Annotated in this window: 24 protein-coding genes; 10 read left to right on the forward strand and 14 right to left on the reverse strand. The window is 68.2% G+C overall.

What is annotated here, in order from left to right; all coding sequences use genetic code 11:
* The first annotated feature begins 59 nt into the window (after positions 1-59).
* Together AC0IZS_RS18300 and AC0IZS_RS18305 are read left to right on the forward strand one after the other, a co-directional pair.
* Positions 60-998 (forward strand): M14 family metallopeptidase, encoded by a 939-nt coding sequence (locus AC0IZS_RS18300; protein ID WP_471636899.1) that lies wholly within the window; start codon positions 60-62, stop codon positions 996-998.
* Positions 999-1,161: 163 nt separating this feature from the next.
* Positions 1,162-1,569, forward strand: a complete 408-nt coding sequence (locus AC0IZS_RS18305) for a hypothetical protein (protein ID WP_471636900.1) — start codon at positions 1,162-1,164, stop codon at positions 1,567-1,569.
* A gap of 27 nt (positions 1,570-1,596) precedes the next feature.
* Here AC0IZS_RS18305 and AC0IZS_RS18310 read toward each other — a convergent pair whose 3' ends face one another.
* The 3 genes from AC0IZS_RS18310 to AC0IZS_RS18320 form a co-directional block, all read right to left on the reverse strand.
* Complete coding sequence (locus AC0IZS_RS18310; RefSeq protein WP_471636901.1) at positions 1,597-1,893, reverse strand: YrhB domain-containing protein; 297 nt, start codon at positions 1,891-1,893, stop codon at positions 1,597-1,599.
* A 441-nt stretch (positions 1,894-2,334) separates the two neighbouring features.
* The gene (locus AC0IZS_RS18315) at positions 2,335-5,379 is read right to left on the reverse strand and encodes an FAD-binding and (Fe-S)-binding domain-containing protein (RefSeq protein ID WP_471636902.1); all 3,045 of its coding nucleotides are present in this window, start codon (positions 5,377-5,379) and stop codon (positions 2,335-2,337) included.
* 10 nt (positions 5,380-5,389) lie between these two features.
* Positions 5,390-6,082, reverse strand: coding sequence for a GntR family transcriptional regulator (locus tag AC0IZS_RS18320; RefSeq protein ID WP_471636903.1), 693 nt, complete (start codon positions 6,080-6,082; stop codon positions 5,390-5,392).
* 122 nt (positions 6,083-6,204) lie between these two features.
* Between AC0IZS_RS18320 and AC0IZS_RS18325 the strand changes: the two genes are divergently transcribed.
* The 3 genes from AC0IZS_RS18325 (at position 6,205) to AC0IZS_RS18335 (ending at position 9,424) form a co-directional block, all read left to right on the forward strand.
* Positions 6,205-7,446, forward strand: a complete 1,242-nt coding sequence (locus AC0IZS_RS18325) for a pyridoxal-phosphate-dependent aminotransferase family protein (RefSeq protein ID WP_471636904.1) — start codon at positions 6,205-6,207, stop codon at positions 7,444-7,446.
* A gap of 227 nt (positions 7,447-7,673) precedes the next feature.
* Positions 7,674-8,651, forward strand: coding sequence for a Bug family tripartite tricarboxylate transporter substrate binding protein (locus AC0IZS_RS18330; protein ID WP_471636905.1), 978 nt, complete (start codon positions 7,674-7,676; stop codon positions 8,649-8,651).
* Between the two features lie 5 nt (positions 8,652-8,656).
* On the forward strand, positions 8,657-9,424 hold the full coding sequence (locus tag AC0IZS_RS18335) for a fumarylacetoacetate hydrolase family protein (protein ID WP_471636906.1): 768 nt from the start codon (positions 8,657-8,659) through the stop codon (positions 9,422-9,424).
* A 13-nt stretch (positions 9,425-9,437) separates the two neighbouring features.
* Here the strand turns inward: AC0IZS_RS18335 and AC0IZS_RS18340 are convergent, their stop codons facing one another.
* The 8 genes from AC0IZS_RS18340 to AC0IZS_RS18375 form a co-directional block, all read right to left on the reverse strand.
* Entirely contained in the window at positions 9,438-9,980 is a 543-nt protein-coding gene (locus tag AC0IZS_RS18340; protein WP_471636907.1) for a DUF924 family protein, read from the reverse strand.
* A 56-nt stretch (positions 9,981-10,036) separates the two neighbouring features.
* A complete protein-coding gene (locus AC0IZS_RS18345) occupies positions 10,037-10,840 on the reverse strand; it encodes a DODA-type extradiol aromatic ring-opening family dioxygenase (RefSeq protein WP_471636908.1) in 804 nt (267 codons plus the stop codon).
* A gap of 168 nt (positions 10,841-11,008) precedes the next feature.
* Complete coding sequence (locus AC0IZS_RS18350; protein WP_110536811.1) at positions 11,009-11,242, reverse strand: hypothetical protein; 234 nt, start codon at positions 11,240-11,242, stop codon at positions 11,009-11,011.
* A gap of 105 nt (positions 11,243-11,347) precedes the next feature.
* Positions 11,348-12,280 carry a DMT family transporter gene (locus AC0IZS_RS18355; protein ID WP_471636909.1) on the reverse strand — a complete coding sequence of 311 codons (933 nt, stop codon included), beginning with the start codon at positions 12,278-12,280 and terminating at the stop codon, positions 11,348-11,350.
* Between the two features lie 190 nt (positions 12,281-12,470).
* Complete coding sequence (locus tag AC0IZS_RS18360) at positions 12,471-13,022, reverse strand: MgtC/SapB family protein (RefSeq protein WP_471636910.1); 552 nt, start codon at positions 13,020-13,022, stop codon at positions 12,471-12,473.
* Positions 13,023-14,045: 1,023 nt separating this feature from the next.
* Positions 14,046-14,678: a DUF7482 domain-containing protein gene (locus tag AC0IZS_RS18365; protein WP_471636911.1), complete on the reverse strand. Its 633-nt coding sequence runs from the start codon at positions 14,676-14,678 to the stop codon at positions 14,046-14,048.
* A gap of 67 nt (positions 14,679-14,745) precedes the next feature.
* Positions 14,746-15,702, reverse strand: coding sequence for an NAD(P)H-dependent flavin oxidoreductase (locus AC0IZS_RS18370; protein ID WP_471636912.1), 957 nt, complete (start codon positions 15,700-15,702; stop codon positions 14,746-14,748).
* Positions 15,703-15,772: 70 nt separating this feature from the next.
* The gene (locus AC0IZS_RS18375) at positions 15,773-16,519 is read right to left on the reverse strand and encodes a pseudouridine synthase (protein ID WP_471636913.1); all 747 of its coding nucleotides are present in this window, start codon (positions 16,517-16,519) and stop codon (positions 15,773-15,775) included.
* A gap of 144 nt (positions 16,520-16,663) precedes the next feature.
* On the opposite strand from AC0IZS_RS18375, the gene AC0IZS_RS18380 reads away from it, so the two are divergent.
* The 4 genes from AC0IZS_RS18380 (at position 16,664) to AC0IZS_RS18395 (ending at position 19,244) form a co-directional block, all read left to right on the forward strand.
* The gene (locus AC0IZS_RS18380) at positions 16,664-17,392 is read left to right on the forward strand and encodes an alpha/beta fold hydrolase (protein WP_471636914.1); all 729 of its coding nucleotides are present in this window, start codon (positions 16,664-16,666) and stop codon (positions 17,390-17,392) included.
* An 86-nt stretch (positions 17,393-17,478) separates the two neighbouring features.
* Entirely contained in the window at positions 17,479-18,105 is a 627-nt protein-coding gene (locus tag AC0IZS_RS18385) for a DUF6151 family protein (RefSeq protein ID WP_471636915.1), read from the forward strand.
* A gap of 124 nt (positions 18,106-18,229) precedes the next feature.
* The gene (locus AC0IZS_RS18390; RefSeq protein ID WP_471636916.1) at positions 18,230-18,883 is read left to right on the forward strand and encodes a tetratricopeptide repeat protein; all 654 of its coding nucleotides are present in this window, start codon (positions 18,230-18,232) and stop codon (positions 18,881-18,883) included.
* 25 nt (positions 18,884-18,908) lie between these two features.
* The gene (locus AC0IZS_RS18395) at positions 18,909-19,244 is read left to right on the forward strand and encodes an ankyrin repeat domain-containing protein (RefSeq protein WP_471636917.1); all 336 of its coding nucleotides are present in this window, start codon (positions 18,909-18,911) and stop codon (positions 19,242-19,244) included.
* A gap of 12 nt (positions 19,245-19,256) precedes the next feature.
* On the opposite strand, the gene AC0IZS_RS18400 is transcribed toward AC0IZS_RS18395, so the two are convergent.
* Positions 19,257-19,724, reverse strand: coding sequence for a tellurite resistance TerB family protein (locus AC0IZS_RS18400; protein ID WP_471636918.1), 468 nt, complete (start codon positions 19,722-19,724; stop codon positions 19,257-19,259).
* 118 nt (positions 19,725-19,842) lie between these two features.
* Between AC0IZS_RS18400 and AC0IZS_RS18405 the strand changes: the two genes are divergently transcribed.
* A complete protein-coding gene (locus AC0IZS_RS18405) occupies positions 19,843-20,760 on the forward strand; it encodes a DHH family phosphoesterase (RefSeq protein WP_471636919.1) in 918 nt (305 codons plus the stop codon).
* A 12-nt stretch (positions 20,761-20,772) separates the two neighbouring features.
* On the opposite strand, the gene AC0IZS_RS18410 is transcribed toward AC0IZS_RS18405, so the two are convergent.
* Complete coding sequence (locus AC0IZS_RS18410; protein ID WP_471636920.1) at positions 20,773-21,975, reverse strand: DUF1501 domain-containing protein; 1,203 nt, start codon at positions 21,973-21,975, stop codon at positions 20,773-20,775.
* Between the two features lie 11 nt (positions 21,976-21,986).
* A complete protein-coding gene (locus tag AC0IZS_RS18415; RefSeq protein ID WP_471636921.1) occupies positions 21,987-23,564 on the reverse strand; it encodes a DUF1800 domain-containing protein in 1,578 nt (525 codons plus the stop codon).
* Positions 23,565-23,616: the final 52 nt, after the last annotated feature.

Here is a 23,616-nt window from a genome sequence, read left to right on the forward strand (position 1 = left end):
CCTGGCCGTTTGGGCCGACAATGATGTGTTCTCTTATCAGTTAATGAAACCCTCCCACCATGAGCCAGAACCCGCCCCTGTTTGAAGTGCTGCCCCGCGACCTGTCCGCCTACCGCCAGGGCAATGTCGGCATCGACTATGTGCACCGCTTCGAATCGGGCAAGCCCGGCCCCCATGTGCTGGTCAATGCGCTTACGCACGGCAACGAGATCTGCGGCATGGTTGCGGCCACGCACCTGCTCGACAGCGGCGTGCGCCCGCTCATCGGCACGCTGACCATCAGCTTCGCCAACGTGGCGGCGTATGAGTCGTTCGACGAGTCGCGGCCGTTCGAGAGCCGCCAGCTGGTACACAACCTCAACCGCGTCTGGTCGGCGGCCGAGCTCGACGGCAGCGACGACAGCCCCGAGCTGCGCCGCGCGCGCGAATTGCGCCCCGTGGTGGCTGCGGCCGACCACATCCTCGACATCCACTCCACCAGCCAGGACGTGCCGCCCTTCTGGGTCTACCCGGCGTACGAGCGCAACTCGGCGGCGGCCCTGGCCATCGGCCTGCCGCCCGTGCACATGGTCATGCCCAACGGCCTGGGCTCCGGCACGCCGCTGATCCAGCACGGCCGCCACGGCCAGGCCCTGGGCGATGCCGGCGTGGCCATGGTGGTCGAATGCGGCCAGCATTTCCTGCAATCGGCGGCCGACCTGGCGACCCAGGTGGCGCAGGACTTCATCGCCCACTTCGGCCTGACCGCCCCGCGTGCCGACCGCGCCGCGCCCGGCCCGCAGCGCCGCTTCGAGCTGCTGGAAACCTGCATGGTGCTCACGCCGGACTTTGCGTTCACGCGCCCGGTGCAGGGCTTTGAGACCTTTGCCAAGGATGAACTTATTGCCACCGACGGCACCGTGGAAATCCGCGCGCTGTGCGACGACTGCACGGTGCTGATGCCCACCCGCGAGCCCATCGTGGGGCGCGAGGCGGTGTACTTGACACGGCCGATCTGAGGGCCAGGCGGGTGGCTGATCGGGGTTTCGTTCTTTTCTGCTGAAATAGCCGAAATAAGTTCGTAAAAACCGCATTCAGGTTTCGCCCTGGACTGCTGTCTCTTTCTCGACGCCTTGCCCATACTCCGGGGCTTGCTTGCCACCTTGAAAGGACGATGCCCCCATGTTTTACGCAATCAGCTGGTTTCTCGCGCTGGCGCTCCTGGCCCTGTGGTCCGTTGCCTGCTGGAGCGCGCACGCGGTGACGCTGTGGGCCGTATCGGGCGCGGGCACACTGGCCGGCAGCGGCCCCGCTGTGGTGGACCAGGTCGCGCTGCCCGATTGGCTGGCGGTCTGGTTGCCGCCTGCGCTGGCGCAGGAGTTCGGGTCGCTGGTCGCCTCCATCGGTCCTGTCATCCAGGGCGCGTTGGAGGCCGTGCCCGCGCTCTCGGGCGCCATCTCGCTGCTGGCCTGGGCCGTCTGGGGTGTGGGGGCGCTGGTACTTCTGGCCCTGGCCGTGGGGGCTCACCTTCTGATTGCCGTGCTCAAGCGAAGCAAAAGCAGCGCTGTAGCGCGAGGGGCGGCGGCCTGAGCGAGGGCGCGCTGCTGCAAGATTGGGCTAGTCATTCTCGCTGCGCGTTTCATATTCTTCGATGTAGTGCAGGATGGGGCGGGCCGTGCCTGTGGGTATGACTGTGCCTGCATGCCGGTCCACGATGAGCGGCGCATTGCCGGCCAACGCGTACTTGAAATCGCCAGTTTCCTGGTGTAGCCGCGAGGTATAGAAGAACACCCACCCGAAGGGGCGTTCGATTGTGTGCTCGTGAAGCAGGATCAACGTATCGCCGTCAGGTAGCGGGGACATGGATGCAATTGCCTTTTCCACCAGTGCGATGGCATCTTTGTACTCCAGCACGAACAGGCTCCTTTATCGGTTTGATTGTGTATGGCTGCTGCAGGCGGCTTTGCTGTGCTTGCCATCAGGGTTTGACCCAGCAGCCTTCGAGCCGCAGTCCGCAGAACTCCGCATACCGGGCTGCTCCATCTGCAGCGACTTCAAAGCGATCCGTAAAGAGGCTGTGCTCTGGATAAATGCATTCCCATCCATGCCCTCTCGCTTCGCCACCCGCGTCCCGCCAGGCTACCCAAGCGGCGAACCGGAAACCCAAGCTGCCGTCAGTGTGCGAGAAGATCTCTGCTGCGGTCAACCCGTCAACTGACACTTGGCAGGCGACTACGTCCCGCGTTGGTTCGTAGGGTTCTGCTGCAAGAACAGGGCTCAGGAAGGGGGCGATCAAAGGCATGGTATGGACGCCTGCAGGCGCGCCAAAGAAGTCTAGACCATGAGTCTTTCAAGTCACACCCTCAAACTGTCCAGCAACCTCGCCACATGCACCGCCTCCCGCTGCGCCCCGTCCGCAATCTGGTGCCGGCAACTGGTCCCATCCGCCACCACGATGGCATCGGGGTTCTTGCGCACCGCGGGCAGCAGCGCCGCCTCGGCCATCTGCATGGATACCTCGTAGTGCGAGGCTTCATACCCAAAGCTGCCGGCCATGCCGCAGCAGGAGCTTTCGATGAGTTCGGGCTTGGCGTCGGGGATCAGGCGCAGCACTTCCAGGATGGGGGGCACGGCGCCAAAGGCCTTCTGGTGGCAGTGGCCGTGCAGCAGGATGGGTTGGCCTGCGGGCTTTAGGGATGGCGCGAAGCGGCCGGCCTTGGCCTCGCGGGCCAGGAATTCCTCGAACAGCAGGGCCTGCCGGGACACGGTCACGGCCTTCTCGCCCAGGCCCATCACCAGGGCCTCGTCGCGCAGGGTGAGCAGGCACGAGGGTTCCAGGCCGACGATGGGCACACCGGCCTGGGCCAGGGGCAGCAGGGCGTCGATGAGTGCGCCGGCCTTGGCCTTGGCTTCATCGACCATGCCGGTGGCGAGGTACGTGCGGCCGCAGCAGTGGTGGCCGCCGGCCTTTTCCAGCGTGTGCAGCATGTAGCCTGCGGCGTGCAGCACGCGCGCGGCGGCCAGGGCGTTCTCGGCTTCGAAGGTGCCGTTGAAGGTGTCGACGAACAGCACGGCCGTCTTGCGGCCGGCCTGGGCGGCGGCGATGGTGTCGTCCTTGCCGGCAAACAGGGAGGCATCGTGGCTGCGCCAGAAGGTGTCGCTGCGCCATGCGGGCAGTGAGCGTTTGGCCGAGAAGCCCAGCAGCTTTTCGCCCAGCCAGGCCGCGCCGGGCACGGTGTTGCGCAGGTTGAGCAGCCAGGCGAAGTGGCTGGCGGTGCGCGCGTAGCCGGGCAGGTGGGCCACCAGCCGGTCCTTGAGCGTATGGCCGTGTTTGCGCTTGTAGTGGGCCAGGAACTCGACCTTCATCTTGGCCATGTCCACGCCCGTGGGGCAGTCGCGCTTGCAGCCCTTGCAGCCCACGCACAGGTCCATGGTGTCGTGCATGGCTTCGCTGGTGAAGGCGTCGGGCCCGAGTTGGCCCGACACGGCCAGGCGCAGGGTGTTGGCGCGCCCGCGCGTCAGGTGCTGCTCGTCGCGCGTCACGCGGTAGCTGGGGCACATGGTGCCGGCGTCGAACTTGCGGCAGTGGCCGTTGTTGTTGCACATCTCCACGGCCTTGGCAAAGCCGCCGGTCACGTCGCCGCCGCTGCCGGGGGCCGTGGTCACCTCGGTCACGGGGTCGGCCTGCACGTTCCAGGCCGACCAGTCGAGCACGGGGGTGAGGGGGATGCGCTTGTAGGGCCTGGGCGCTGTGGGCGGGGCAAAGCGGAACAGCGCGCCGTCGTCCATCTTGGGCGGGTCGATGATCTTGCCGGGGTTGAACAGGCCTATCGGGTCCAGGTGGGTCTTGATGGCGCGAAAGGCCTCGTTGATCGCGGGGCCGAACTGCCACTCGATCCACTCGCCCCGGCACAGGCCGTCGCCGTGCTCGCCGCTGAAGGCGCCCTTGTACCTGCGCACCAGGGCGCTGGCCTCTTCGGCAATGGCGCGCATCTTGGCGGCGCCATCGGTTCGCATGTCGAGGATGGGGCGCACATGCAGCGTGCCCACCGAGGCGTGGGCGTACCAGGTGCCCCGGCTGCCGTGGCGGGCGAACACTTCGGTCAGACCGTCGGTGTATTCGGCCAGGTGTTCGAGCGGCACGGCGCAGTCCTCGATGAAGCTCACGGGCTTGCCGTCGCCCTTGAGGCTCATCATGATGTTCAGGCCCGCCTTGCGCACCTCCCACAGGTTCTTCTGCGGGGCCTCGTCGGGCATTTCCACCACGCTGCCGGGCAGGCCCAGGTCACCCATCAGCTCCACCAACTGGCGCAGTTGCGGCAGCAGGGCGGCCTTGTTGGCGCCCGAGAACTCCACCAGCAATATGGCGGCGGGCTTGCCGATGAGGGCCGTCTCCACCGTGGGGCGAAAGGCCGGGTTGGCCAGCGCCAGCTCGATCATCGTGCGGTCCACCAGCTCCACCGCCGTGGGGCCGAGCTTGACGATGTGCTGCGCCGAATCCATGGCCGCGTGGAAGGTGGGGAAGTTGACGATGCCCAGCACCTTGGCGCGCGGCAGCTCGCTGAGTTTGAGCGTGAGGCTGCGCGTGTAGGCCAGCGTGCCCTCGGACCCCACCAGCAGGTGCGCCAGGTTCACGCTGCCGTCGGCGGTGTAGGGCTTTTCGTTCTGGTTGTCGAAGATGTCGAGGTTGTAGCCCGCCACGCGGCGCAGCACCTTGGGCCAGTGCTCGGCGATGTCGCTGCGGTGCTGCAGGGCCAACTGGCGCACGTGCTGGGCGATGGCCGTGGCGCGCGGGCCCAGCGTGGCCAGCGGGCCGAAATCGACCAGCTCGCCGTCGCTCAGCCAGGCGCTGGCGCCCAGCACGTTGTGGACCATGTTGCCGTAGGCGATGGAGCGCGAGCCGCAGGAGTTGTTGCCCGCCATGCCGCCCAGCGTGGCCTGGGCGCTGGTGGAGACGTCCACCGGGTACCACAGGCCGTGGGGCTTGAGCTGTGCGTTGAGGTGGTCGAGCACGATGCCGGGCTCCACCGTGGCCGTGCGGGCTTGCACGTCCAGTTCCAGCACCTTGCGGAAATGCTTGGTGTTGTCGATCACCAGCGCCGCACCGGTGGTCTGGCCGCACTGGCTGGTGCCACCGCCGCGCGCCAGCACGGGCACCTTGAGATCGCGCGCGATGTCGATGGCGACCGCGATGTCGCGCTCGGTGCGCGGCACCAGCACGCCGGCCGGCATGATCTGGTAGATGGAGGCATCGGTCGCATAGCGCCCGCGTGATCCGGCATCGAACAGCACCTCGCCCTCGGTTTCTGCCGCCAGGCGCCGCGCCAGCGCCTCGCAGGTTTCGTTGGGGGGCAGGGTGGTACCGGCTGGCTGCAGGCTGCTGGCGGGTTCGATGCGCATGGGCGTGTTCCTAGGTGGAGGCTTGTCTCTGGGGGTAAATTTCGCCGGCACGCAGCAGCTCCAGCACCGTGTCGCGCTTGCGCAGCACGTGCGCCACCAGCACCCGGCGCATGGCCTCGGCGTCGTGGGCGGCCAGGGCCTCGATCATCTGTTCGTGCTCGGTCACGGCCAGCTTCCACTTGGCTTCGTTCTGGTTGGTGCGAAAGCGCAGCGACTGCACGCGCGCGTTGATGGAGCGGTAGGTGGCCGTGAGCACCGGGTTGTTGGCCGCCTCGTTGATGGCGGTGTGGATGCTGGCGTTGATGCGGTAGTAGCCCGACAGGTCGCGCCGCGCGAAGCAGGCCATCATTTCGTAGTGCAGGGCGCGCAGCTCGGCCAGCTCGGCATCGCTGATGCGCTGCGCTGCCAGCTCGCCCGACATGCCTTCGAGCGTGGCCAGCACCTCGAAGGTGTTCACCACGTCCGCCTCGGTGAGTTTGACGGCCACCGCGCCCCGGTTGGGCAGCAGGTCCACCAGGCCCTCGGCACCCAGCAGCTTGATGGCCTCGCGCAGCGGGGTGCGCGAGACGCGCAACTGCTCGCTCAGCTCGCGCTCATTGAGCTTGGCGCCGGGCGCGATCTGGCCTTCCACCAGCATGGTGCGCAGCCGCGCGGCGACCTGGTCGTGCAGCGCGAGGCGGGAGATTTCGATGATTTCAGCCATGTGTCGCTTTCTGAATTGAATTTTGCATGCAAAAAATTGGCGAAGCAATCCTGTAATTTAAGGGTATTCCCGCATGCAATTGTGTTTTTTGCATGCAAAACTGAGGGCAGAAAGGACGCTCCATGCTTCAACTCGACTTTCATCCCACTGGCCGCCATTTCCTGCAGATCCCGGGCCCGAGCCCGGTGCCAGACCGCATTTTGCGGGCGATGAGCCTGCCGACCATCGACCACCGGGGCCCCGAATTCGGGGGCCTGGGCCTCAAGGTGCTCTCGGGCATCCAGAAGATCTTCCAGACCCGCCACCCGGTAGCGATCTACCCCGCATCGGGCACCGGAGCCTGGGAGGCGGCGCTGTGCAACACCCTGAGTGCGGGCGACCATGTGCTGATGTTCGAGACCGGGCACTTCGCCTCGCTGTGGCAGAAGATGGCCACGCGCCTGGGTATCTCCACTGAGTTCCTCACCTGGGAGGGCAAGGACGAGCACCTGCCCCTGGCCGGCGGCTGGCGCCGCGGCGTGCAGGCCGACCTGATCGAGGCCCGCCTGCGCAAGGACACCGAGCGCAAGATCAAGGCCGTGTGCGTGGTACACAACGAGACCTCCACCGGCGTCACATCGGACATCGCCTCGGTGCGCAAGGCCATCGACGCGGCGGGCCACCCGGCCCTGTTGATGGTGGACAGCATCTCGGGCCTGGCCAGCGCCGACTTCCGCCACGACGAATGGGGCGTGGACGTGACCATCAGCGGATCGCAAAAGGGCCTGATGCTGCCGCCTGGCATCAGCTTCAACGCCCTGTCGCCGCGTGCCCTCGAAGCCTCCAAGACCGCCACGCTGCCGCGCGCCTTCTGGGCCTGGGACGAGATCGTGGAGATGAACAAGGACGGCTACTGGCCCTACACGCCCAACACCAACCTGCTGTACGGCCTGTCCGAAGCGCTGGACATGCTGCTGGCGGAAGGGCTCGACAACGTCTTCGCGCGCCACCAGCGCTGGGGCGCGGGCGTGCGCGCCGCCGTCAACGCCTGGGGCCTGCCCATCCAGTGCGCCGACCCGGCGGTGTACTCGCCCGTGCTCACGGGCGTCATCACGCCCGAGGGCGTGGACGCCGATGCCCTGCGCCGCCTGATCCACCAGCGCTTCGACCTCTCGCTGGGCACCGGCCTGGGCAAGCTCAAAGGCCGCATGTTCCGCATGGGCCACCTGGGCGACAGCAACGACCTCACGCTGGTGGCCATGGTGGCTGGCGTGGAGATGGGCATGAAGCTCTCGGGCATCGCCCTGGCCGGCAGTGGGGTGCAGGCCAGCATGGATTACTTCGCCAGCCATGCGGCGCCCGCTGCGTTGAAGAAGGCGGCCTGAGCCCGGCCCCTTGTTTTCTTCCTGCGGATGGATTGACGGCCGGCGCCTGCGGGAGGCGTTGGCCGCTGGCATGTGTTGACCCGCTTGCGGCCTTTGGCGGCCCAGCGGTGGATTCCTCGATTGATCGATAGACCCGTGTTCCATGCACCGGCCGAGCTGCCGGGGCGGTGCTGAGTTCATTCAACCCGGCCTGCACAAAAAAGGGCCAACGAAGGAGACAAGCGATGATGAAAAGACGTTCCCTGATCCAGACCGCAGGCGCGGCGGTGGCCACCCTGGGCGCGCCGCGCCTGTTCGCGCAGGAGTGGCCGAGCGGCCCGGTGCGCATCATCGTGGGCTTTCCGCCCGGCGGCGGCACCGATGCGCTGGCGCGCGTGGTGGCGACCAAGTTGTCCACCATGTGGAAGCAGTCGGTCATCGTGGAGAACAAGGCCGGTGTCTCGGGCGTGCTGGCGGCCGAGTACGTGTCGCAGCAGCCCAGCGACGGCAGCACGCTGCTGATGGCGCACATCAACAGCCATGCGCTGGCGCCCAGCCTGCAGCCCAAGCTGCGCTACGACGTGCAGCGCGACTTCGTGCCCATCGTGATGGTGGGCGTCACGCCCAACCTGCTGATCGCGGGGCCGGCGCAAAAGGCGCTGACCATGAAGGAGATCGTGGCCCTGTGCAAGGCCGACCCCGGCAAGGTGAGCTTTGGCTCGGCCGGCCCCGGCTCGGCCCAGCACCTGGCGCTGGAGATGTTCAAGCTGCAGGCGGGTGTGGATGCACTGCACGTGCCCTACAAGGGCAGCGCGCCCGCGCTGGCCGACCTCATGGGCAACCAGATCCAGTACTGCTTCGAGACGATGACCGCCGCCACGCCCCATGTGAAGAGCGGCAAGGTGGCCGCCGTGGCGCAGACACGCACCAAGCGCGCCAAGGGCCACCCCGGCGTGCCCACCATGCAGGAGCAGGGTTTCGAAGGCTTCGAGGCCACCACCTGGTACGGGCTAGCAGGGCCGGGCAAGCTACCATCGGGCATCGCCGACAAGATCAACCGCGATGTGAACACGGTGCTGGCCATGCCCGACGTGCAGGAGCGCCTGGACACCTACGGTGCCGAGGACGGCGGTGGATCGCGCGACAAGTTCAAGAACTTCATCAACACCGAGATCGCCAAGTGGGCGAAGGTGGTGAAGGATGGCAACGTCAAGGTAGAAAGCTGAAAACAATGGCCGAAAACGACCCGACGAACGCAGTAGCCAAAGCGCTTGCCGCAGCATGGCAGGGCGGGCAGACCACCAGCGCCCAACCCTGGGCCCTGGCCGATGCCGCTGCAGCCTATGCCGCGCAGGATGCGCTGGCGCAGGCCATGGGCTGGTTCCCGCCGGGGCCGGCGCTGCACTGGAAGTCGGGCGGGCCCAACCGCCAGGCCGTGCTCACGCATGCACCGCTGCCGCCAGCGGGCGTGCGCAGCAGCCCGGCGCAGTATGCCGACATGCAGTTCCACACCATCGGCATCGAGGCCGAGATCGCACTGCGCCTGGGCCAGGCCGTCTCGCCCGCGCAGGCGGCGGCGCTGACGCCCGAGACGGCGGGCATGTTCGTCGACGCCATGGCGGTGTCGATCGAGATCGTGGATTCGCGCTGGGCCGAGGCTGGCGCCGCACCGGCCCTGCTGCGCCTGGCCGACCTGCAGTCGCACGGCGCGCTGGTGCTGGGCGAGTGGTTGCCCTATGTGGCGCGCGACTGGGCGGCCCAGCGCTGCGTGGCCCGCATCGGCACGCGCGAGCCGGTGCTGCGCACGGGCTCGCATCCGCTGGCCGATCCGGTGTGGCTGCTGCCCACCTGGTTGCAGCACGCCACGCGCCATGGCGCCACGGTGGCTGCGGGTACGGTGGTGACGACTGGCTCGTGGGTGGGCATGCTGCCCGCGCAGCGGGGCGACAAGGTGGACGTCGAATTCGACGGCGTGGGCAGCGCCGCCGTGCAGCTCTGACCGCCAGGCCCTTTCAGAACGAAGAGCCGGGTTGCTGGAGGAATTCCACCTCTTCGGGGGTGGAGGTGCGCCCCAGCACCGCATTGCGATGCGGGTAGCGGCCAAAGCGCGCGATGATCTCGCGGTGCTTGACCTCGAAGGCCAGGTTGTTTTCCAGCCCCGGCTGGTCGAACAGCTCCATGGCCTGGGTGTGGATGGCCAGTGACTCGCTGTGCATGTAGGGCATGTAGGCAAACGCGCGCTGCGCCACGGGCAGGGCCTTGTGCTGGCCGCTGGCCACCAGCTCCTGCGCCAGGGTCAGCGCCTGCGCATCCTGCGCAAACGCCAGTGCGGTGTCGCGGTGGATGTTGCGCGAGAACTGGTCGAGCACGATGATCTCGGCCAGCCGCCCCTCGGGCGTGGCGCGCCAGGGCGACAGCTCGCATTGGCGTGCGGCCTGCAGCATGGCGCCGAAGCGGGTGGCAATGGTCTGGTCGAGCCCCTCGTCCTTCACGAATTGCTGCTGGGGCGTGAGTTCCTGGAACCAGAACCGGAGGATGTCTTCTTCGCGTGGCATGGGCAATGGATCTGCGGATAGGGGGGCACCATCATAGGTGCTGGCCTGCGGGCCGGTCAGCCGAACTGGTAGGAGGCCATGGCCACCTCCATGGCATGGTCGACGAAAACCCGGTGCCCCACGTCGGCACCGGCGGCACCTGCCACCACCATCAGCGGGATCAGGTGGTCCTCCTGCGGATGCGCCAGGCGTGCGCCGGGGGCCTCTTGCCAATGCACCAGCATGTCATTGCGCTGCTGCGCGCTGGGTGCGGTGATGGCGGTGTTCAGGAAGGCCTCGAAGGCCTCGGCCACCGGCGTGGATTGCGGCCGGCCGAAGCCGCGCATGTTGTGGTACGTGAGGCCGCTGCCCAGGATGAGCACGCCTTCGTCGCGCAGCGGTGCGATGGCCTGGCCCAGGCGGATGTGCTCCGCCGGGTCGTAGGAGGATTTCATCGACAGCATGACCACCGGCACATCGGCCTCGGGGTACATCAGGCTCAGGGGGACGAAGGTGCCGTGGTCGAAGCCGCGGTGGGCGTCTTCCTTCCAGCCGATGCCGGCGGCACCCAGCAGTTCGCCGACGCGCCCTGCAAGCGCCTTCGATCCGGGTGCCTTGTACTGGATGCGGTAGGTGTGCTCGGGAAAGCCGGAGTAGTCGTACTCCATGGGCGGGTGCTCGGCGGTGGAGACGGTGAACTCCTGCGCCTCCCAGTGGCCGGTGATGACCAGCACGGCCTTGGGCTTGTCGGGCAGCAGGCGCGGCATTTGGGCGAATTCGCGCGCCGTCTTGGCGAATAGCTGCTTCATGCCATCGACCCACGGCCAGGGGCCACCGCCGTGCGAGACGAAGAAGGTGGGAAAGGTGGGGGTGGTGGTCATGCAGCTCCTTGGCCCGGGGAGAAACGGGGTTCCCGGTGCGATGGATCGAATATAGGGTCCATCACAAGGCGCACAAGCCGGCATGGCCGGGACACACTGTCCGGCAGGCAGGACAATCGAAGCCCGCTCCACACCTCGCTGTCTGGTCTGGAGCGGGGGCGGGTCTGGTCAGTGCTTCGTCAGGCGGATCTTGCCGTCGCGGACGTACTGGTTGTACTGGTCCTTTGGTATCGCGGCCGAGCCTGCGATGTCGTCCTCGACCGACCAGCTCAGCGTGGTGCTGTCGGGTGAGGTGATCAGCTCCACCGGGCCTTCGGGGATGGCGATGGGCGCACCGTCGCCGGGCGTGTAGGTCACATGGCCGTGGATGGTGGCGTGCTGGGTGTGTGCTGGTTGTGTCATGGCAAATCCTCGTGCGGCAGGGCCGCTGTTGGCATTTGCCCATTACAGCGCTGCGCGCGCCCGCGCACTGTCGGACCACGCGCCGTGCGGGCGCGGGCCAGGGGCTCAAGGCGGCAGGACTGCCTGCTGCGTATTGCGCTCGGTGCGCACCAGGTACAGCCCGCTGCCGATGATGATGGCCCCACCGAGCAGGGTGTAAGCGCCGGGCACGGCCTGCCACAGCACCCAGTCCAGGCCCATGCCCCAGGCCAGGGCGGTGTACTCGAACGGCGCGACGACGGACGCCTGGCCGTGGCGGAAGGCCTCGGTAATCGCCAGTTGGCCCAGAAAGCCCGACACCCCCATGGCGGCCACCAGTGGCCAGTGCGATGCATCCACTGCCTTCCACTGCGGCAGGGCCAGGGCCGTGGCGCCCAGGGCCAGCATGGCCGTGGTCCAGAACACCAGGCTGGCGCTCGAATCGGTGCGCGTGAGCAGGCGCCCGGCGATGGCCGATATGGCGTAGCCCGTGGCCGCGCCCAGCACGGCCAGCGCGCCCACGGAGAGCATGGCCTCCTGGCTCGGGCGCAGGGCCACCACCACGCCCACCAGGCCAAGCACGATGGCCACCCAGTGCGCGCCGCGCACCTTCTCGCCCAGCACCACGGTGGACAGGGCCGTGATGAGCAGCGGGGCGATGAAGAATAGCGTGTAGGCCTCGGCCAGGCCCAGCTCGCGCAGCGCAAAGGCGAACAGCGCCAGCATGGTGATGTTGATTGCGCCGCGCAGCAGGTGCAGCGGCCAGCGCACCTTGAGCAGGCCGCGCACCTCGCCGCGCCACAGCACGTACAGCGTCACCAGTGGCAATGCCGCCAGGCCGCGCATGGACGCGACCTGCATGGCCGGGTAGCTGCCCGACAGGGTCTTGAGCAGCGCGTCCATCACCGAAAAGCAGCCCACCGCCAGGCACATGGCGATGATGCCGCGCAGGTTGGCCGAGAGGGGCGCGGTGGTGGAGGGCTGGCTGGACGGGGTGGCCTGGGCGCTGGGCTCAGCCACCGGCGGCTCCTGGTGGTGCAATGGCGGCAAGGGCAGCCGGGGTGGGGTAGTGCGTCATGGCGGCAAACAATCGTGGGCTATGGGACCGGTCCCCAGCGCAGTGCGGGGCTTTGCAAAAAGTGTAGCCCAGGCCTGCTGCCAGCGCGCTGCCAGCATTCCCATGCCGCGAGACGCGTGCCCTGCCGGCTGATCAATCGGCCTTCGTGGTTTCCTTTTCATTTTCTTTGCCACCGCGCTGCGAACGGCTCTGCGTCGCGTCGTGCAGCATCGGGATGGCCCAGAGCACGGCCAGGGCCAGCACGGTGCTCAGCACCGCCGTGACCTCGCGCCCCAGGCCCGCGGCCACGCCGATGGCGGCCGTGAGCCAGATGCCGGCGGCCGTCGTCAGGCCCCGCACCTGGGATTCCCCATCGCCATCGCCCTTGAGGATGGTGCCGGCGCCAAGAAAACCGACGCCCGCGACGATGCCCTGGATCACGCGGCTGTTGTCCGCCGGGCCGATGCCGACCTGCTGCGCCACGAGCACGAACAGGGCCGCGCCCATCGCCACCAGCATGTGGGTGCGTATGCCGGCAGCCTTGCCCGCGTGCTCGCGCTCCCAGCCGAGCAGGCCGCCCAGCACACCGGCCACTGTGAGGCGCACGACGATTCGGGTGGCTTCGCCGGCGTCGGGGACGTCGGAGAATTCGGAGGCGATGGTGTTGGCGATTTGTTGCCACCAGGCTTGGGATGCGTCAGCCATGGCGGCGGCCTGGTTGGTGGGGGTTGTGGTGGTGTGTTGTGGTTATGGGGGCGCGCATGGCATCTCCGGGTGCCGTGCCCACGGCGGGCACTGGCGACAATGTGCTTGCTTGTTGCTTGGGGCGCTAGCAGCGGAATGCGAGTTTTTGGGTAGGACGCGGCCGACGCTGAGGTGTGCGTTCATAGTTGTGCGTTCATGGTTGCTGCGTGCCTTGGTTGAGGGCGGGAGCCGGGATGTGCGCCCGGCGGCGCAGTAACTTTCTCTTGGCCGCCAAGAGAAAGTCACCAAAGAGAAGGCGGCCCCCAGTCTGCGTCCCCCATCGCCCTGCCGGGCGATGGGGGCAACCTGCGATGCTCGGAACTGGGGTGGTGCCGATGAACTCGCTGCGTTCCCCCTGCGGGTGAACTCCGCTCAGACAGCATCGGCGAGCCAGATAACGAAGCGTGTGTGTCCTTCGGCACACACGCCCACCCCAGCTCCTGCGCTTCTCGGCGCAGCCAGCAGGGGTGGGGAGCGGGGACAAACACGGCTGCTGCTTCGCAGCTGCGCCTGGGGTCGGTTCGCGCTGTGCGCTGCCGACGGTGCGGGCGCAGCCGCCCTGTCCAGGCCAAGCGCAGCGAAGGCACCCCGGGCCGAGCGAAGCAATGGCCCGAGTGGAGCCCGCTCCCACCCCCTTCTGACCGTGCCGAGAAGCGCAGGGCCTGGGGTGAGCGCGTGCCGAAGGACACGCGCCTCGTTGTCTGACTCACCGCGGTTGTCCGAGCGGAGTTTGGCCGCAGGCCAAACGCAGCGAGTTCCGCGGTGCACCCCAGGCCCGAGCATCGCAGGCTGCCCCCTCGCCCACCGGGCGAGGGGGACACGGGCAGCGGGGTCGCCTTTCTTTGGGGTACTTTTCTTTGGCGAAGCAAAGAACAAGTACCTCGGCCGCCGGGCCGAGACCCGGCCTCCGCCTTCAACCAGAGCACGCCGCCAAAAAAGGACAGCAGATGCACCGCTGCGCATACCCCCAGCAGCGCAATCCGCTCACGGCGTGCGCCCATCCACCGTCACCCCCGGCAACACCCCCAACTCCCCACGATGAACAATAGGACAGTTGAGCACCACCCGCGTCACCTCCAGCACCACAAAACCCTTGTCGGCAGCATCCAGTACCTCCTCCTCCGACCGCAGCACGCGCGCCTGCAAAGGCTCGCGCCACGTGACCTTGACCAGCTGCCACAGCGGGCTATAAGCCGCGCTGCGGTTGGCATGGCCCACGGGTTCGGGTGCCGACGCGAACACGCTGGGCTGGCGGAAGTTGGTGCTGCCGTACACGCGCGACGTGGCGCCAGGGCGCCGGCTGCCGCCCCCAGCGCTGGGCATGTCGGCCAGCGCATGGGCGAGCTGGGGCACGTGGTTGGCCAGGTGCTCACGCGCCACCTCGGCGTCGGAGGCATCAGTGGTCACGTACAGCACCTCCTTGCCGTCGAACCAGCCGCGCAGCAGCGGCAGGTGCGCCCGCTCGGCATGGGCTGCCGGGCCGGGGTGGACGGCGGGCACAGTACCGCAGCCCGTGAGCAGCGCGGCCGCCATCAGCAGCAGCAGCAACAACCGGCCGGCTCCGGGGTACGGGCGGTATCGGCCTGTGGTGAGTTCTCGGCAGTGGGTGGGCTGCATGGCAATGGTCCTGTCAATGATCGATCCCGTGGAAGGGCGGCTCACCGGGCCATTGTGGGCCCGTGCCTCAACCGAAGGAACGCGCCGCGCCCAACGCACCCAGCCGCGCGGTGATGGCAAAGAACTCCGCCACCGTGTCGTCAATGATCTCCTGCGCCGTCTTCACCCCATCGATCAACCCCGCCGTCTGCCCCGCCAGCGCCGGCGCCGCCTCCATGTCGCCATCGAAGTACACGCGCTGTATGCCTTCGAAGCTGTCGGCCGGCATCAGCCCGGCTGCGTGGATCGCCGCGGTGCGCTCGGACTTGAGCGCGCGGATGCAGGGGCTGGCGCGGGTGTTGAGCATCCAGGTGCCGGTGGTGCTGGCGCCGACGATGGCGTTCTTGTAGTTGGCATGCACCGGGCTTTCGGCGCAGCTCACGAAGCGCGTGCCCATCTGCACCGCCTCGGCACCGAGGGCAAAGGCTGCGGCCATGCCGCGCCCGTCGCAGATGCCGCCGGCGGCGACCAGCGGCACATCGACCCGTGCGCGGATGGCCTGCAGCAGCACCAGGGTCGACACCTCCTCGGGGTTCTTGAAGCCACCGCCTTCGCCGCCCTCGACCACCAGGCCGTCGATGCCCGCATCCACACACTTGAGCGCAGCCTCCAGCGTGGGCACGGCGTGGTAGACGGTGATGCCGGCGTCCTTGAGCGGCGCGATGAACTTGGCCGGGCTGCCGGCCGAGGTGGTCACGAACTTCACGCCCGATGCGCAGACAAAGCGCAGCATGGCGTCGTCCTTCAAAAATCGGATGGGCAGGTTCACGCCGAAGGGCAGGCCGAGCGCGCGCATCTTGGTGATCTCGGCCTGGCAGTTGGCGGTCTCGCCCGACGAGGTCTCGATGATGCCCAGCCCGCCGGCGCGTGATACGGCAGAGGCCAACTGCGTGCGCGCGATCCAGCCCATGGGCGCCTGGATGATGGGGTAGCGTGCGCCCGTGTGGGCGAGGACGCGGTTGTGGCCGGTGGTCGGGGGGGTCATACGTGCGGTCTCCGTTGTTCTGGGGAAAACCCATTATTCGGGGCCAGCCGCGCGGCGCATGTCGCCCGGGTTACGGGGCCATGGACCAGGGCCTCTGGGCCAGCAGGCGCTGCCAGTCGGCGGTGGGGTCGGCCTCCTGGACCGCGCCGGTGCCCAGCCGCAAGCCGCTGTCGAACACGAGCGTCTCGCCCGTCACCGGGTGCGGCACCTGCAGTTGCCAGGCATGCAGCCACAGCCGCTGCAGGCCCAGGTGCTCGGCCCACCAGCGGTTCAGCGGCCCCTTGCCGTGCGTGGCGTCGCCGATGATGGGGTGGGCCAGGTGCTTGAGGTGCCGGCGGATCTGGTGGCGCCGGCCGGTGGTGGGCACGGCCTCGACCAGCGAAGCGCGGGTGCTGGCAAAGCGCGGGTCACTGGCCTCGGGCAGGGTCAGCTGCGCCAGGGTGCGAAAGCGCGTGTGCGCCTCCTGCACCGGCGCGTCGGCGGGCGCGTCGTCGGGCTTGAGGGCGTGGTCCACCTCCACCGCCGCCGGTGCAAAGCCGCGCACCATGGCCAGGTAGCGCTTGTGCATGGCCTGGTGCTCGAAGGCCTGCGACAGGGCGCGTGCTGCATCGCTGTGCAGCGCCATCACCAGCACGCCGCAGGTGCCCTTGTCGAGCCGGTGTACGGGGTACACATGCTGGCACAACTGGTCGCGCAGGGTCTGCATCACGAAGCGCGTCTCGCCCGCGTCGAGCCCCGTGCGGTGTACCAGCCAGCCCGCTGGCTTGTAGACGGCGACGAGGTGCTCGTCGCGCCAGAGGATGTGGAGCGGGGTCATGGTGAGGGGATGGGCTAGGAGATGGCGCTATGGGGCAGGGTGCGGGGCATTCGCAGGTCCGCAAATGGCGAGCCGCGAACGGTAAGGGCCCCTATCGTGCGGGCTGATTTCACCACTTCCGGCTTGCAAAAGCCCTTGAACACCATGAACATTGTCCTCCTTCACGGCAGCTGGCACGGCGCCTGGTGCTGGCACAAGGTCGTGCCGCACCTGCAAGCGGCAGGGCACGTCGTGCACGTGCCCGACCTGCCTGCGCACGGCCGCCACTGGCGGCTGGCGCGCGGACGCACCACGCTGGCCGACATGGCACGGCATGTGTGCCGGCTGGTCGATGCGCTCGATGGCCCGGTCTTCATCGTCGCGCACAGCCGGGGCGGCATCGTCGCCTCCACCGTGGCCGAGATGGTGCGGCCGGGCAAGGTGGTGGGCCTGGCCTACCTGGCAGCCTACATGCTCCAGAGCGGTGAGCGCGTGGCCGACTTCTTCCGCCAGGACCGGGATTCGCTGGTGCGCAGGCACCTGCGCATCCACCGTGCCACGCTCACCGACAGCCTGGCACCCGAGGCCTACCGGGAGACGCTGTATGCCGATTGCTCCGATGCCGATGTGGCCCTGGCGAGTGCGCTGCTGACGCCCGAGCCCGCGCTGCCCGCGCTCACGCGGCTGAAGCTCACCCCTGAGCGCTATGGCCAGGTGCGTCGGCATTACATCGAGCTCACGCAGGACCGGGCCGTGACGATTGCACTGCAGCGGCAGATGCAGGCCGCCTCGCTCTGCGCCAGCGTGGCTTCGCTCGATGCGAGCCACTCGGCCTATTTCTCATGCCCGGATCGGCTGGCGCAGACCATCCACCAGATGGCACAAGGCGGGTGATTTTTGGTGCGGGATGGCCAACGCTGCTGACAGATTCTGGCAGCAGGGGCGATAAGCTTCCGGTCCATCGAACAGACGGAGACATGATGAACCACCAGCACCCCCACCGCTTCCAATGCCGGTGCGGCCAGGTCACCGGCGAGGTGGCCGACACGCGCTCGGCCCTGCATGCCGTGTGCTACTGCCGCGACTGCCAGGCCTATGCCCACCACCTGGGCCAGGCGGATACTGTGCTCGATGCGCTGGCGGGCACCGAGGTCGTGGGCACGCATGCGCGCCATGTGTCGTTCTCGGGCGGCACGGACCAGCTGGCCTGCGTGTCGCTGACCGGCAAGGGCCTGCTGCGCTGGTACGCGCGCTGCTGCCACACGCCGCTGGCCAATACCGGGCGCGACTGGCGCATGCCCTATGTGGGCCTGGTGCACAGCTGCCTGCGCCAGGGGGGCGAAACCCTGGCACCGCCCGCCTTCGGGCCTGTGCAGATGCATCTGGAGACGGCCGGTGCCAAGGGCGGCACGCCGCCCCAACTGGGTGGGTGGAAGCAGGCCAAGGCCTTGCTGGGCTTCATGCCGCGCATCGCGGCATCGCGCCTGACCGGCAGCTACCGGCGCACGCCGTTCTTCGATGGTGCGGGCGTGCCGGTTGCCACCGTGCAGGTGCTGGGCCCGGCCGAGCATGCCCACGCGATGGCGGCTGTGGAGGCCGCCGCATAGTCTTTGGCGTGCCAGATGGCTCGGCAGGCTGTGCCAGAATGCGCGCCAATAGCCGAAGGAGCCCATGCCGATGATGACCCCGCGTGCCTTTGCTGCCGCCCTGACCTTGGGAGTTGCCGCCGCCATGTCCTCTTCCGCCCTCGCTGCCGTGAACGATGGCATCGCCGCCTACGGCATGGGCGACTACGCCACCGCGTTCAAGGAATTCAGCGCCGCGGCGAACGCAGGCGATGCCGCTGGCAAGCACATGCTGGCCAGCCTCTACTACACCGGCCAGGGCGTGGGCAAGGACCTGAAGAAGGCGGTCGCGCTGTTCACCGAGGCGGCGCAGGCGGGCTACACGCCCTCCATGGCCAACCTGGGCCTGATGTACTCCAAGGGCGATGGTGTGCCCCTGGACCTGCAGCGGGCGCTCCACTACGCCACGCTGGCCGCCGAGAAGGGCGACGTGCAGGCGCAGTTCAACCTGGGCCAGTCCTACCGCAAGGGCACCGGTGTGCCCCAGAGCCACGAGAAGGCCGCGCAGTGGTACCGCAAGGCGGCCGAGGCCGGCTCACTGGCCGCGCAGAACGAATACGGCCTGCTGTTCGCCCAGGGCCATGGCGTGCCGCAGGACTATGTGCAGGCCTTTGCCTGGATCGACATGCCGGCCAGCGCAGGCGAGCCCCACGCCATCAAGAACCGGGCGCAGCTGCTGAGCATCCTCGATGCCAGGGGGCAGGTGGCTGCGCGCAAGCTGGCTGCCGAGTACGCAGCCAGGTACGGCAAGCCACGCTGATTTTTCAAGCAGGGAGAACCCACCCATGTCCGCAGGCGATTGGAAAGACATGTATGCCGCCGCCGTGGCCGGCGATCTGGCGCTGGTGCGCCACCACATCAGCGCAGGCGTGAACCCCAACTACCAGCACCCCGAGATCCTGTGCACGCCGTTGGTGGCCGCACTCATCCACGGGCACGATGCCATCGCGCACTACCTGCTGGACAATGGCGCAGACCCGCAGCTGCGCTCGGAATTCGACGACATGACACCATTGCAGGCCGCCAGGCGCCATGGGCGCTCGGAGTTTGTGCAGCTGTTGCAAGAGCGTGGAGCGCGCGAGGTGAAAACGCCCTTCTGGTGGCGCTGGTTGCCGGTATAGCGGCTCAGCCTCTCATACGCCAGCCGCTTCCTTGGCACGCATCTTCGCGGCGATGTACTCGCCGTGCGTCACGTGCAGCAGGCCGGCCACCTTGCCGATGGCGTGCATCTCGTTCTCGTCCAGGCGGGCATCGGCATAGGCCACCTGCCACATCGCCTCGACCAGTTCGATCTTCTGCGGCTGGGTGAAGTGGTCGTTGAGGTTGCCGGTGAAGCGCTGGTAGTCGTAGGCGGTCTTGGCCGTGTCCACGGCCAGTTCCACCAGGCGGTCGATTTCATCGTCGGTGAGGGTGAAGCGCTCGCGCAGGGCGCGGACCATGGCATCGCGTTCCGCGGCGTCCATGGCGGCATCGGCGCGCACCACCTCCACCAGCAGCACGGCGGCCGCCAACTGCACGGAATGGGCGCGCTCTGAAGGGGTGGCCTCAGGCGAAAAAGGGGCGGTGAAACTGTCGAACAGTTCTTTGAGGGTCTGGAACATGGGCCGGCCAAAGAAGGTGGAGAGAGAGGGGGATGGAATGCGAAACACCATACCCTATCGAGCCCGTCTGCAATGTATTGGTTCCCGCCGTCACGCAGGCGCGCGACAATCGGCGGCAATGATGAAAAAATCGATTCTTCCCCTGCAACTGCTGGTTGCCCCCGACCTGAACGATCCCGCGCCCCTGGTTCTGTACCACGGCCGCAGCTGCCCGGACGGTTTTGGCGCCGCGCTGGCGGCCTGGCTGTACTACGGCGACAAGGCCGAATACGTGGGCCTGGACCACGGCGACGTGCAGTCGGTGGACGACCTGCCCGCGCTCGATGGCCGTTCGGTCTACATCCTGGACTTTTCGTTCTCGGCCGAGATCCTCTCGGCCATCGACGAGCGTGCGGCACGCCTGGTGATGCTCGACCACCACAAGAGCGCGGCCGAAAAGCTCACCGGTTTTGCCTGCCGCTGCGGCGTCGTGCACTTCGACATGGACAAGTCGGGCGCGCGCCTGGCCTGGGAGTTCTTCCATCCGCACCAGCCCGTGCCCGCGCTGCTGCAGTATGTGGAAGACCGCGACATCTGGAAATGGGAGTTCCCCGAGAGCGCGGCCTTCCTGTCCGCGCTGGACATGGAGACGCAGACCTTCGAGCGTTGGCAGGAGATTGCCCGCTTCACGCCCGAGCAACTCGAGCGCTTCATGGCGCGCGGCTCGGCCATGGACGAAAAATACAAAAAGCTCTGCGCCGACATCGCCGAGGGCGCCCAGCCCCTGGTGTTCAACGGCATCGAGGGGCTGATGGTGAATGCGCCCGGCATGTTCCACAGCCTGGTGGGCGACATCCTTTCGGCCCAAACCGGCACCTTCGCGCTGATGTGGAGCGCCGGTGCCAAGGGCGTGAAAGCGGGGCTGCGTTCGCAGCGCAATTTCGACTGCATCGCCCTGGCCGAAAGCATGGGCGGGGGCGGCCATGCGCAGGCCTGCGGCTTCAAGATGAAGATCGAGCGCCTGCCCGAGCTGATGAGCGGGGTCCTCAACGCGTGATGCGCTCGCGGCTCACACGAGCCGCAGATCGCTGGCGCGTGCGCCCGGGAACACCCGGGCCAGGGCCGTGGCATTCAACCCGTACAAGCGGCCGAACAGGCCGCCGAGCACGGCGCGGTAGTCGTTGAGCACGGGGTGGTCGCGGTTCTGGAACAGCGTGGTGGCGCTCAGCGCCTGCTGCTCGCCCGCAATGCGCCCGCCCGCCACGCTGCCGCCCAGCACCCAGAAGACGGTGCCGTGGCCGTGGTCGGTGCCGCGGTTGCCGTTTTCGCGGAAGGTGCGGCCGAACTCGCTGACCACCACCACCACGGTGCTCTTCCAGGCCACGGGCCCCATCTCGTCGGCAAAGCCGGCCAGGCCCCGGCCCAGTTCCTCGAAACGGTTGGCCAAAGCGCCCGTGGCGTTGCCCTGGCCCACATGGGTGTCCCAACCACCCACATCGACAAAACCCAGGTGGTAACGCGTCTGCATCAGCCGTGCCATGCGCCGTGCCGTGCCTTCGAAGCCCTTGGTGCTCAGCGCGTTGCGGCTGGCCGCGTCCATCTCGCCCTGCATGCTGCGCGCCACTTCGCCCTGGGTGGCAAAGCCCTCGGCCACGGGGCCGGCCAGCGCGGTGCTGCGGTACATCATGCCGATGAGCCCGGCCTGGCGCTCGTCCACGCCAGCTTTGCCTGCCGCAGCGGCCAGCGCCGTGTTGGGCACGTCCACGGTGCCGCGCAGCACCAGGGGCAGGGTGCTGGTGAAGGCCATGGGGGCGGCCGTGGTGCGCTTGGCACCGAGCTCGGCCGCCAGCCGGTTCAAAAAGCCCGAGCCGTAGTCGCGCCGCCCGGAGAGGGGCTGGCCCAGCTCGATGCTGTCCTGCGTGTCGAAATGGCTGCGCGAGAGGTCGTCCGTGCCCGCGAAGGGCACGAAGGCCAGCTCGCGCCGTTGGTACAGCGGCAGCAGTGACGGCGCCAGCACCGGGTGCAGGCCCCAGTCGCTGGTGAGCTCCAGCGCACCACCCTCCTGCCCGGGGCGGGCAATCGCGATATTGGGCCGGCTCTCGTAGTAGAAGCTGCTGCTGGTGGGCACGAGCAGGCTGGCGCAGTCGTACCCGCCCCGCAAAAAGACGAGCAGCAGGCGCGCATCGCCCGCGCGCGGGGCGGCGGCCACCTGGGCGGTGGCCAGGCCCAGCGCGCCGGTACCCAGGGCTTGCAGGCAGTGGCGTCGCAACATGGGGAGTCCTTTCAGCCGTGCATGAATTCGGGTGACGAGAGGAACAACAGGTTCCATTCGCGTGGCGACGTAGCCTGCACCAGCGCGGCTCGCGTGGCGGGTGCCAGCGTGGCGTCGATCTGCTGCAGGTAAGGCGTTTGCGAGAGCGCCGGTAGCGGCGGGCGCTTGCCCTGCGCATCGGGTGGTGCCAGGGCACCGGCACCCAGCACACGCGCCGCCTCGAAGCGCGTGCTCATCTGGCCCGAGCCCGACCAAGTCGCGGTATCCAGCGGATAGCCGTCCGGCGTGGCGCGGCCATACAGCGGCTCGGCCAGGCGCTGCAGCCAGTTGAGCAGGGGATCGGTACTGGCCAGCACCGGCTGCTCGCCATGCACCAGGCGCGCACCGGCCAGCAGGTACTGCACCGGGTCGCGAAAGCGCTGGCCCAGCGAGGCCTGGAAGTCGCTGGACTGGAACAGCGCTTCCAGCACGCTGGCGATGTCGCCATCGGTGCGTTCGAAGGTGCGCGCCAGGGTGTCGAGCAGCGCGGGCGGGGGCGCATCACCCACCAGGTAGACGGCCATCTTGCGGGTGACGAAGCGGGCCGTGGCGCTGTGGCGGGCCAGGCGGTCCAGGGCCTCGTCCAGTTCGGCCAGGCCCTGGGAGCGGATGGGTTGGCCGAGCAGGGTCTTCGCCTCCCAGTCATGGCGTTGGGGGTTGAACTCGAACAGGCCCTTGCGCACGTAGTGGGCACGCAGCGCGGGCTTCATGCGCGGGGGCTCGCTGTCCAGCGGGCGCAGGCTGACACCGACACCCGTGAGCACGCGCGCCAGTTCCTGCACGTCCTGCTGGCCGTAGCCGCCGTCCACGCCCAGGGTGTGCAGCTCCATCAGCTCGCGCGCATGGTTCTCGTTGATGCGGCCGACCGCGTTCTGCGCGTTGTCCAGATAACGCAGCATGGCGGGGTGGCGCGTGGCGGCGCCCAGCAGGTCGCGGAAGCGGCCCAGCGCGTGTGGGCGTATGGCGCGTTCCTCGTAGTCGCCCACGCTGGCACGCAGGTCGGCCTTGCCGGCGAACACGCTGAAGTGGTTCATCCAGAACCAGGTCATCTTCTCGCGCAACTGGGCGGGCGAGTACAGCGCGCGCAGCACGAAGCGCTGGCTGGCCTCGCGCTGCAGCTGGCGCATGTCCTTCTGCCAGGCCTCCAGCGCGGCCTTGCGCTCGTCCTCGGTGGGCAGGGTGCGGGCCTCGCGCTGGCGCGCGTCCATCTGCAGGGCCAGGGCCTCGAACGGGGTCTTGGTGATGGCCATGGCATCGATCTGCGCCTGGGCTGCGGCCGGCAGCGGCGCGCTGGCGGAGCCGTGCCACTGGGCGGCCAGCCATGCATCCCGGCCCAGGGTGGCCAGCGCCTGTGCGCCCTGGGCCGTGCAGCCCCAGGTGATGCGGTCCGCCAGGCGTGCGCGCAGGGCCTCGTCAGGGGTGTCCGAAGGTGCCAGGGAGGCTCCAGCCGCCCATGCCGGTACGGTGTTGGCCGAGGCGCCCAGGGCGGCCAGCGCCAGCCACTGGCGGCGGTTGATCGGTGGGCTGGAGAAAACGCCGTGGAGGGGCATGCTGCGGTCTTCCGTCGACCCCATCGAAGCCGGGGTCAGAACACCATGCTGC

The organism is Acidovorax sp. AC410, assembly GCF_979253235.1.

Bases quoted from the DNA above. Each gene is read 5' to 3' on its own strand.
- AC0IZS_RS18400 (WP_471636918.1), bottom strand. From the start codon at position 19,724: ATGTTCCAGACCCTCAAAGAACTGTTCGACAGTTTCACCGCCCCTTTT.
- AC0IZS_RS18370 (WP_471636912.1), bottom strand. From the start codon at position 15,702: ATGACCCCCCCGACCACCGGCCACAACCGCGTCCTCGCCCACACGGGC.
- AC0IZS_RS18320 (WP_471636903.1), bottom strand. From the start codon at position 6,082: ATGGCTGAAATCATCGAAATCTCCCGCCTCGCGCTGCACGACCAGGTC.
- AC0IZS_RS18415 (WP_471636921.1), bottom strand. From the start codon at position 23,564: ATGCCCCTCCACGGCGTTTTCTCCAGCCCACCGATCAACCGCCGCCAG.
- AC0IZS_RS18360 (WP_471636910.1), bottom strand. From the start codon at position 13,022: ATGGCTGACGCATCCCAAGCCTGGTGGCAACAAATCGCCAACACCATC.
- AC0IZS_RS18385 (WP_471636915.1), top strand. From the start codon at position 17,479: ATGAACCACCAGCACCCCCACCGCTTCCAATGCCGGTGCGGCCAGGTC.
- AC0IZS_RS18335 (WP_471636906.1), top strand. From the start codon at position 8,657: ATGGCCGAAAACGACCCGACGAACGCAGTAGCCAAAGCGCTTGCCGCA.
- AC0IZS_RS18325 (WP_471636904.1), top strand. From the start codon at position 6,205: ATGCTTCAACTCGACTTTCATCCCACTGGCCGCCATTTCCTGCAGATC.
- AC0IZS_RS18410 (WP_471636920.1), bottom strand. From the start codon at position 21,975: ATGTTGCGACGCCACTGCCTGCAAGCCCTGGGTACCGGCGCGCTGGGC.
- AC0IZS_RS18330 (WP_471636905.1), top strand. From the start codon at position 7,674: ATGAAAAGACGTTCCCTGATCCAGACCGCAGGCGCGGCGGTGGCCACC.
- AC0IZS_RS18315 (WP_471636902.1), bottom strand. From the start codon at position 5,379: ATGCGCATCGAACCCGCCAGCAGCCTGCAGCCAGCCGGTACCACCCTG.
- AC0IZS_RS18390 (WP_471636916.1), top strand. From the start codon at position 18,230: ATGTCCTCTTCCGCCCTCGCTGCCGTGAACGATGGCATCGCCGCCTAC.
- AC0IZS_RS18380 (WP_471636914.1), top strand. From the start codon at position 16,664: ATGAACATTGTCCTCCTTCACGGCAGCTGGCACGGCGCCTGGTGCTGG.
- AC0IZS_RS18365 (WP_471636911.1), bottom strand. From the start codon at position 14,678: ATGCAGCCCACCCACTGCCGAGAACTCACCACAGGCCGATACCGCCCG.
- AC0IZS_RS18340 (WP_471636907.1), bottom strand. From the start codon at position 9,980: ATGCCACGCGAAGAAGACATCCTCCGGTTCTGGTTCCAGGAACTCACG.
- AC0IZS_RS18345 (WP_471636908.1), bottom strand. From the start codon at position 10,840: ATGACCACCACCCCCACCTTTCCCACCTTCTTCGTCTCGCACGGCGGT.
- AC0IZS_RS18405 (WP_471636919.1), top strand. From the start codon at position 19,843: ATGATGAAAAAATCGATTCTTCCCCTGCAACTGCTGGTTGCCCCCGAC.
- AC0IZS_RS18300 (WP_471636899.1), top strand. From the start codon at position 60: ATGAGCCAGAACCCGCCCCTGTTTGAAGTGCTGCCCCGCGACCTGTCC.
- AC0IZS_RS18350 (WP_110536811.1), bottom strand. From the start codon at position 11,242: ATGACACAACCAGCACACACCCAGCACGCCACCATCCACGGCCATGTG.
- AC0IZS_RS18305 (WP_471636900.1), top strand. From the start codon at position 1,162: ATGTTTTACGCAATCAGCTGGTTTCTCGCGCTGGCGCTCCTGGCCCTG.
- AC0IZS_RS18375 (WP_471636913.1), bottom strand. From the start codon at position 16,519: ATGACCCCGCTCCACATCCTCTGGCGCGACGAGCACCTCGTCGCCGTC.
- AC0IZS_RS18395 (WP_471636917.1), top strand. From the start codon at position 18,909: ATGTCCGCAGGCGATTGGAAAGACATGTATGCCGCCGCCGTGGCCGGC.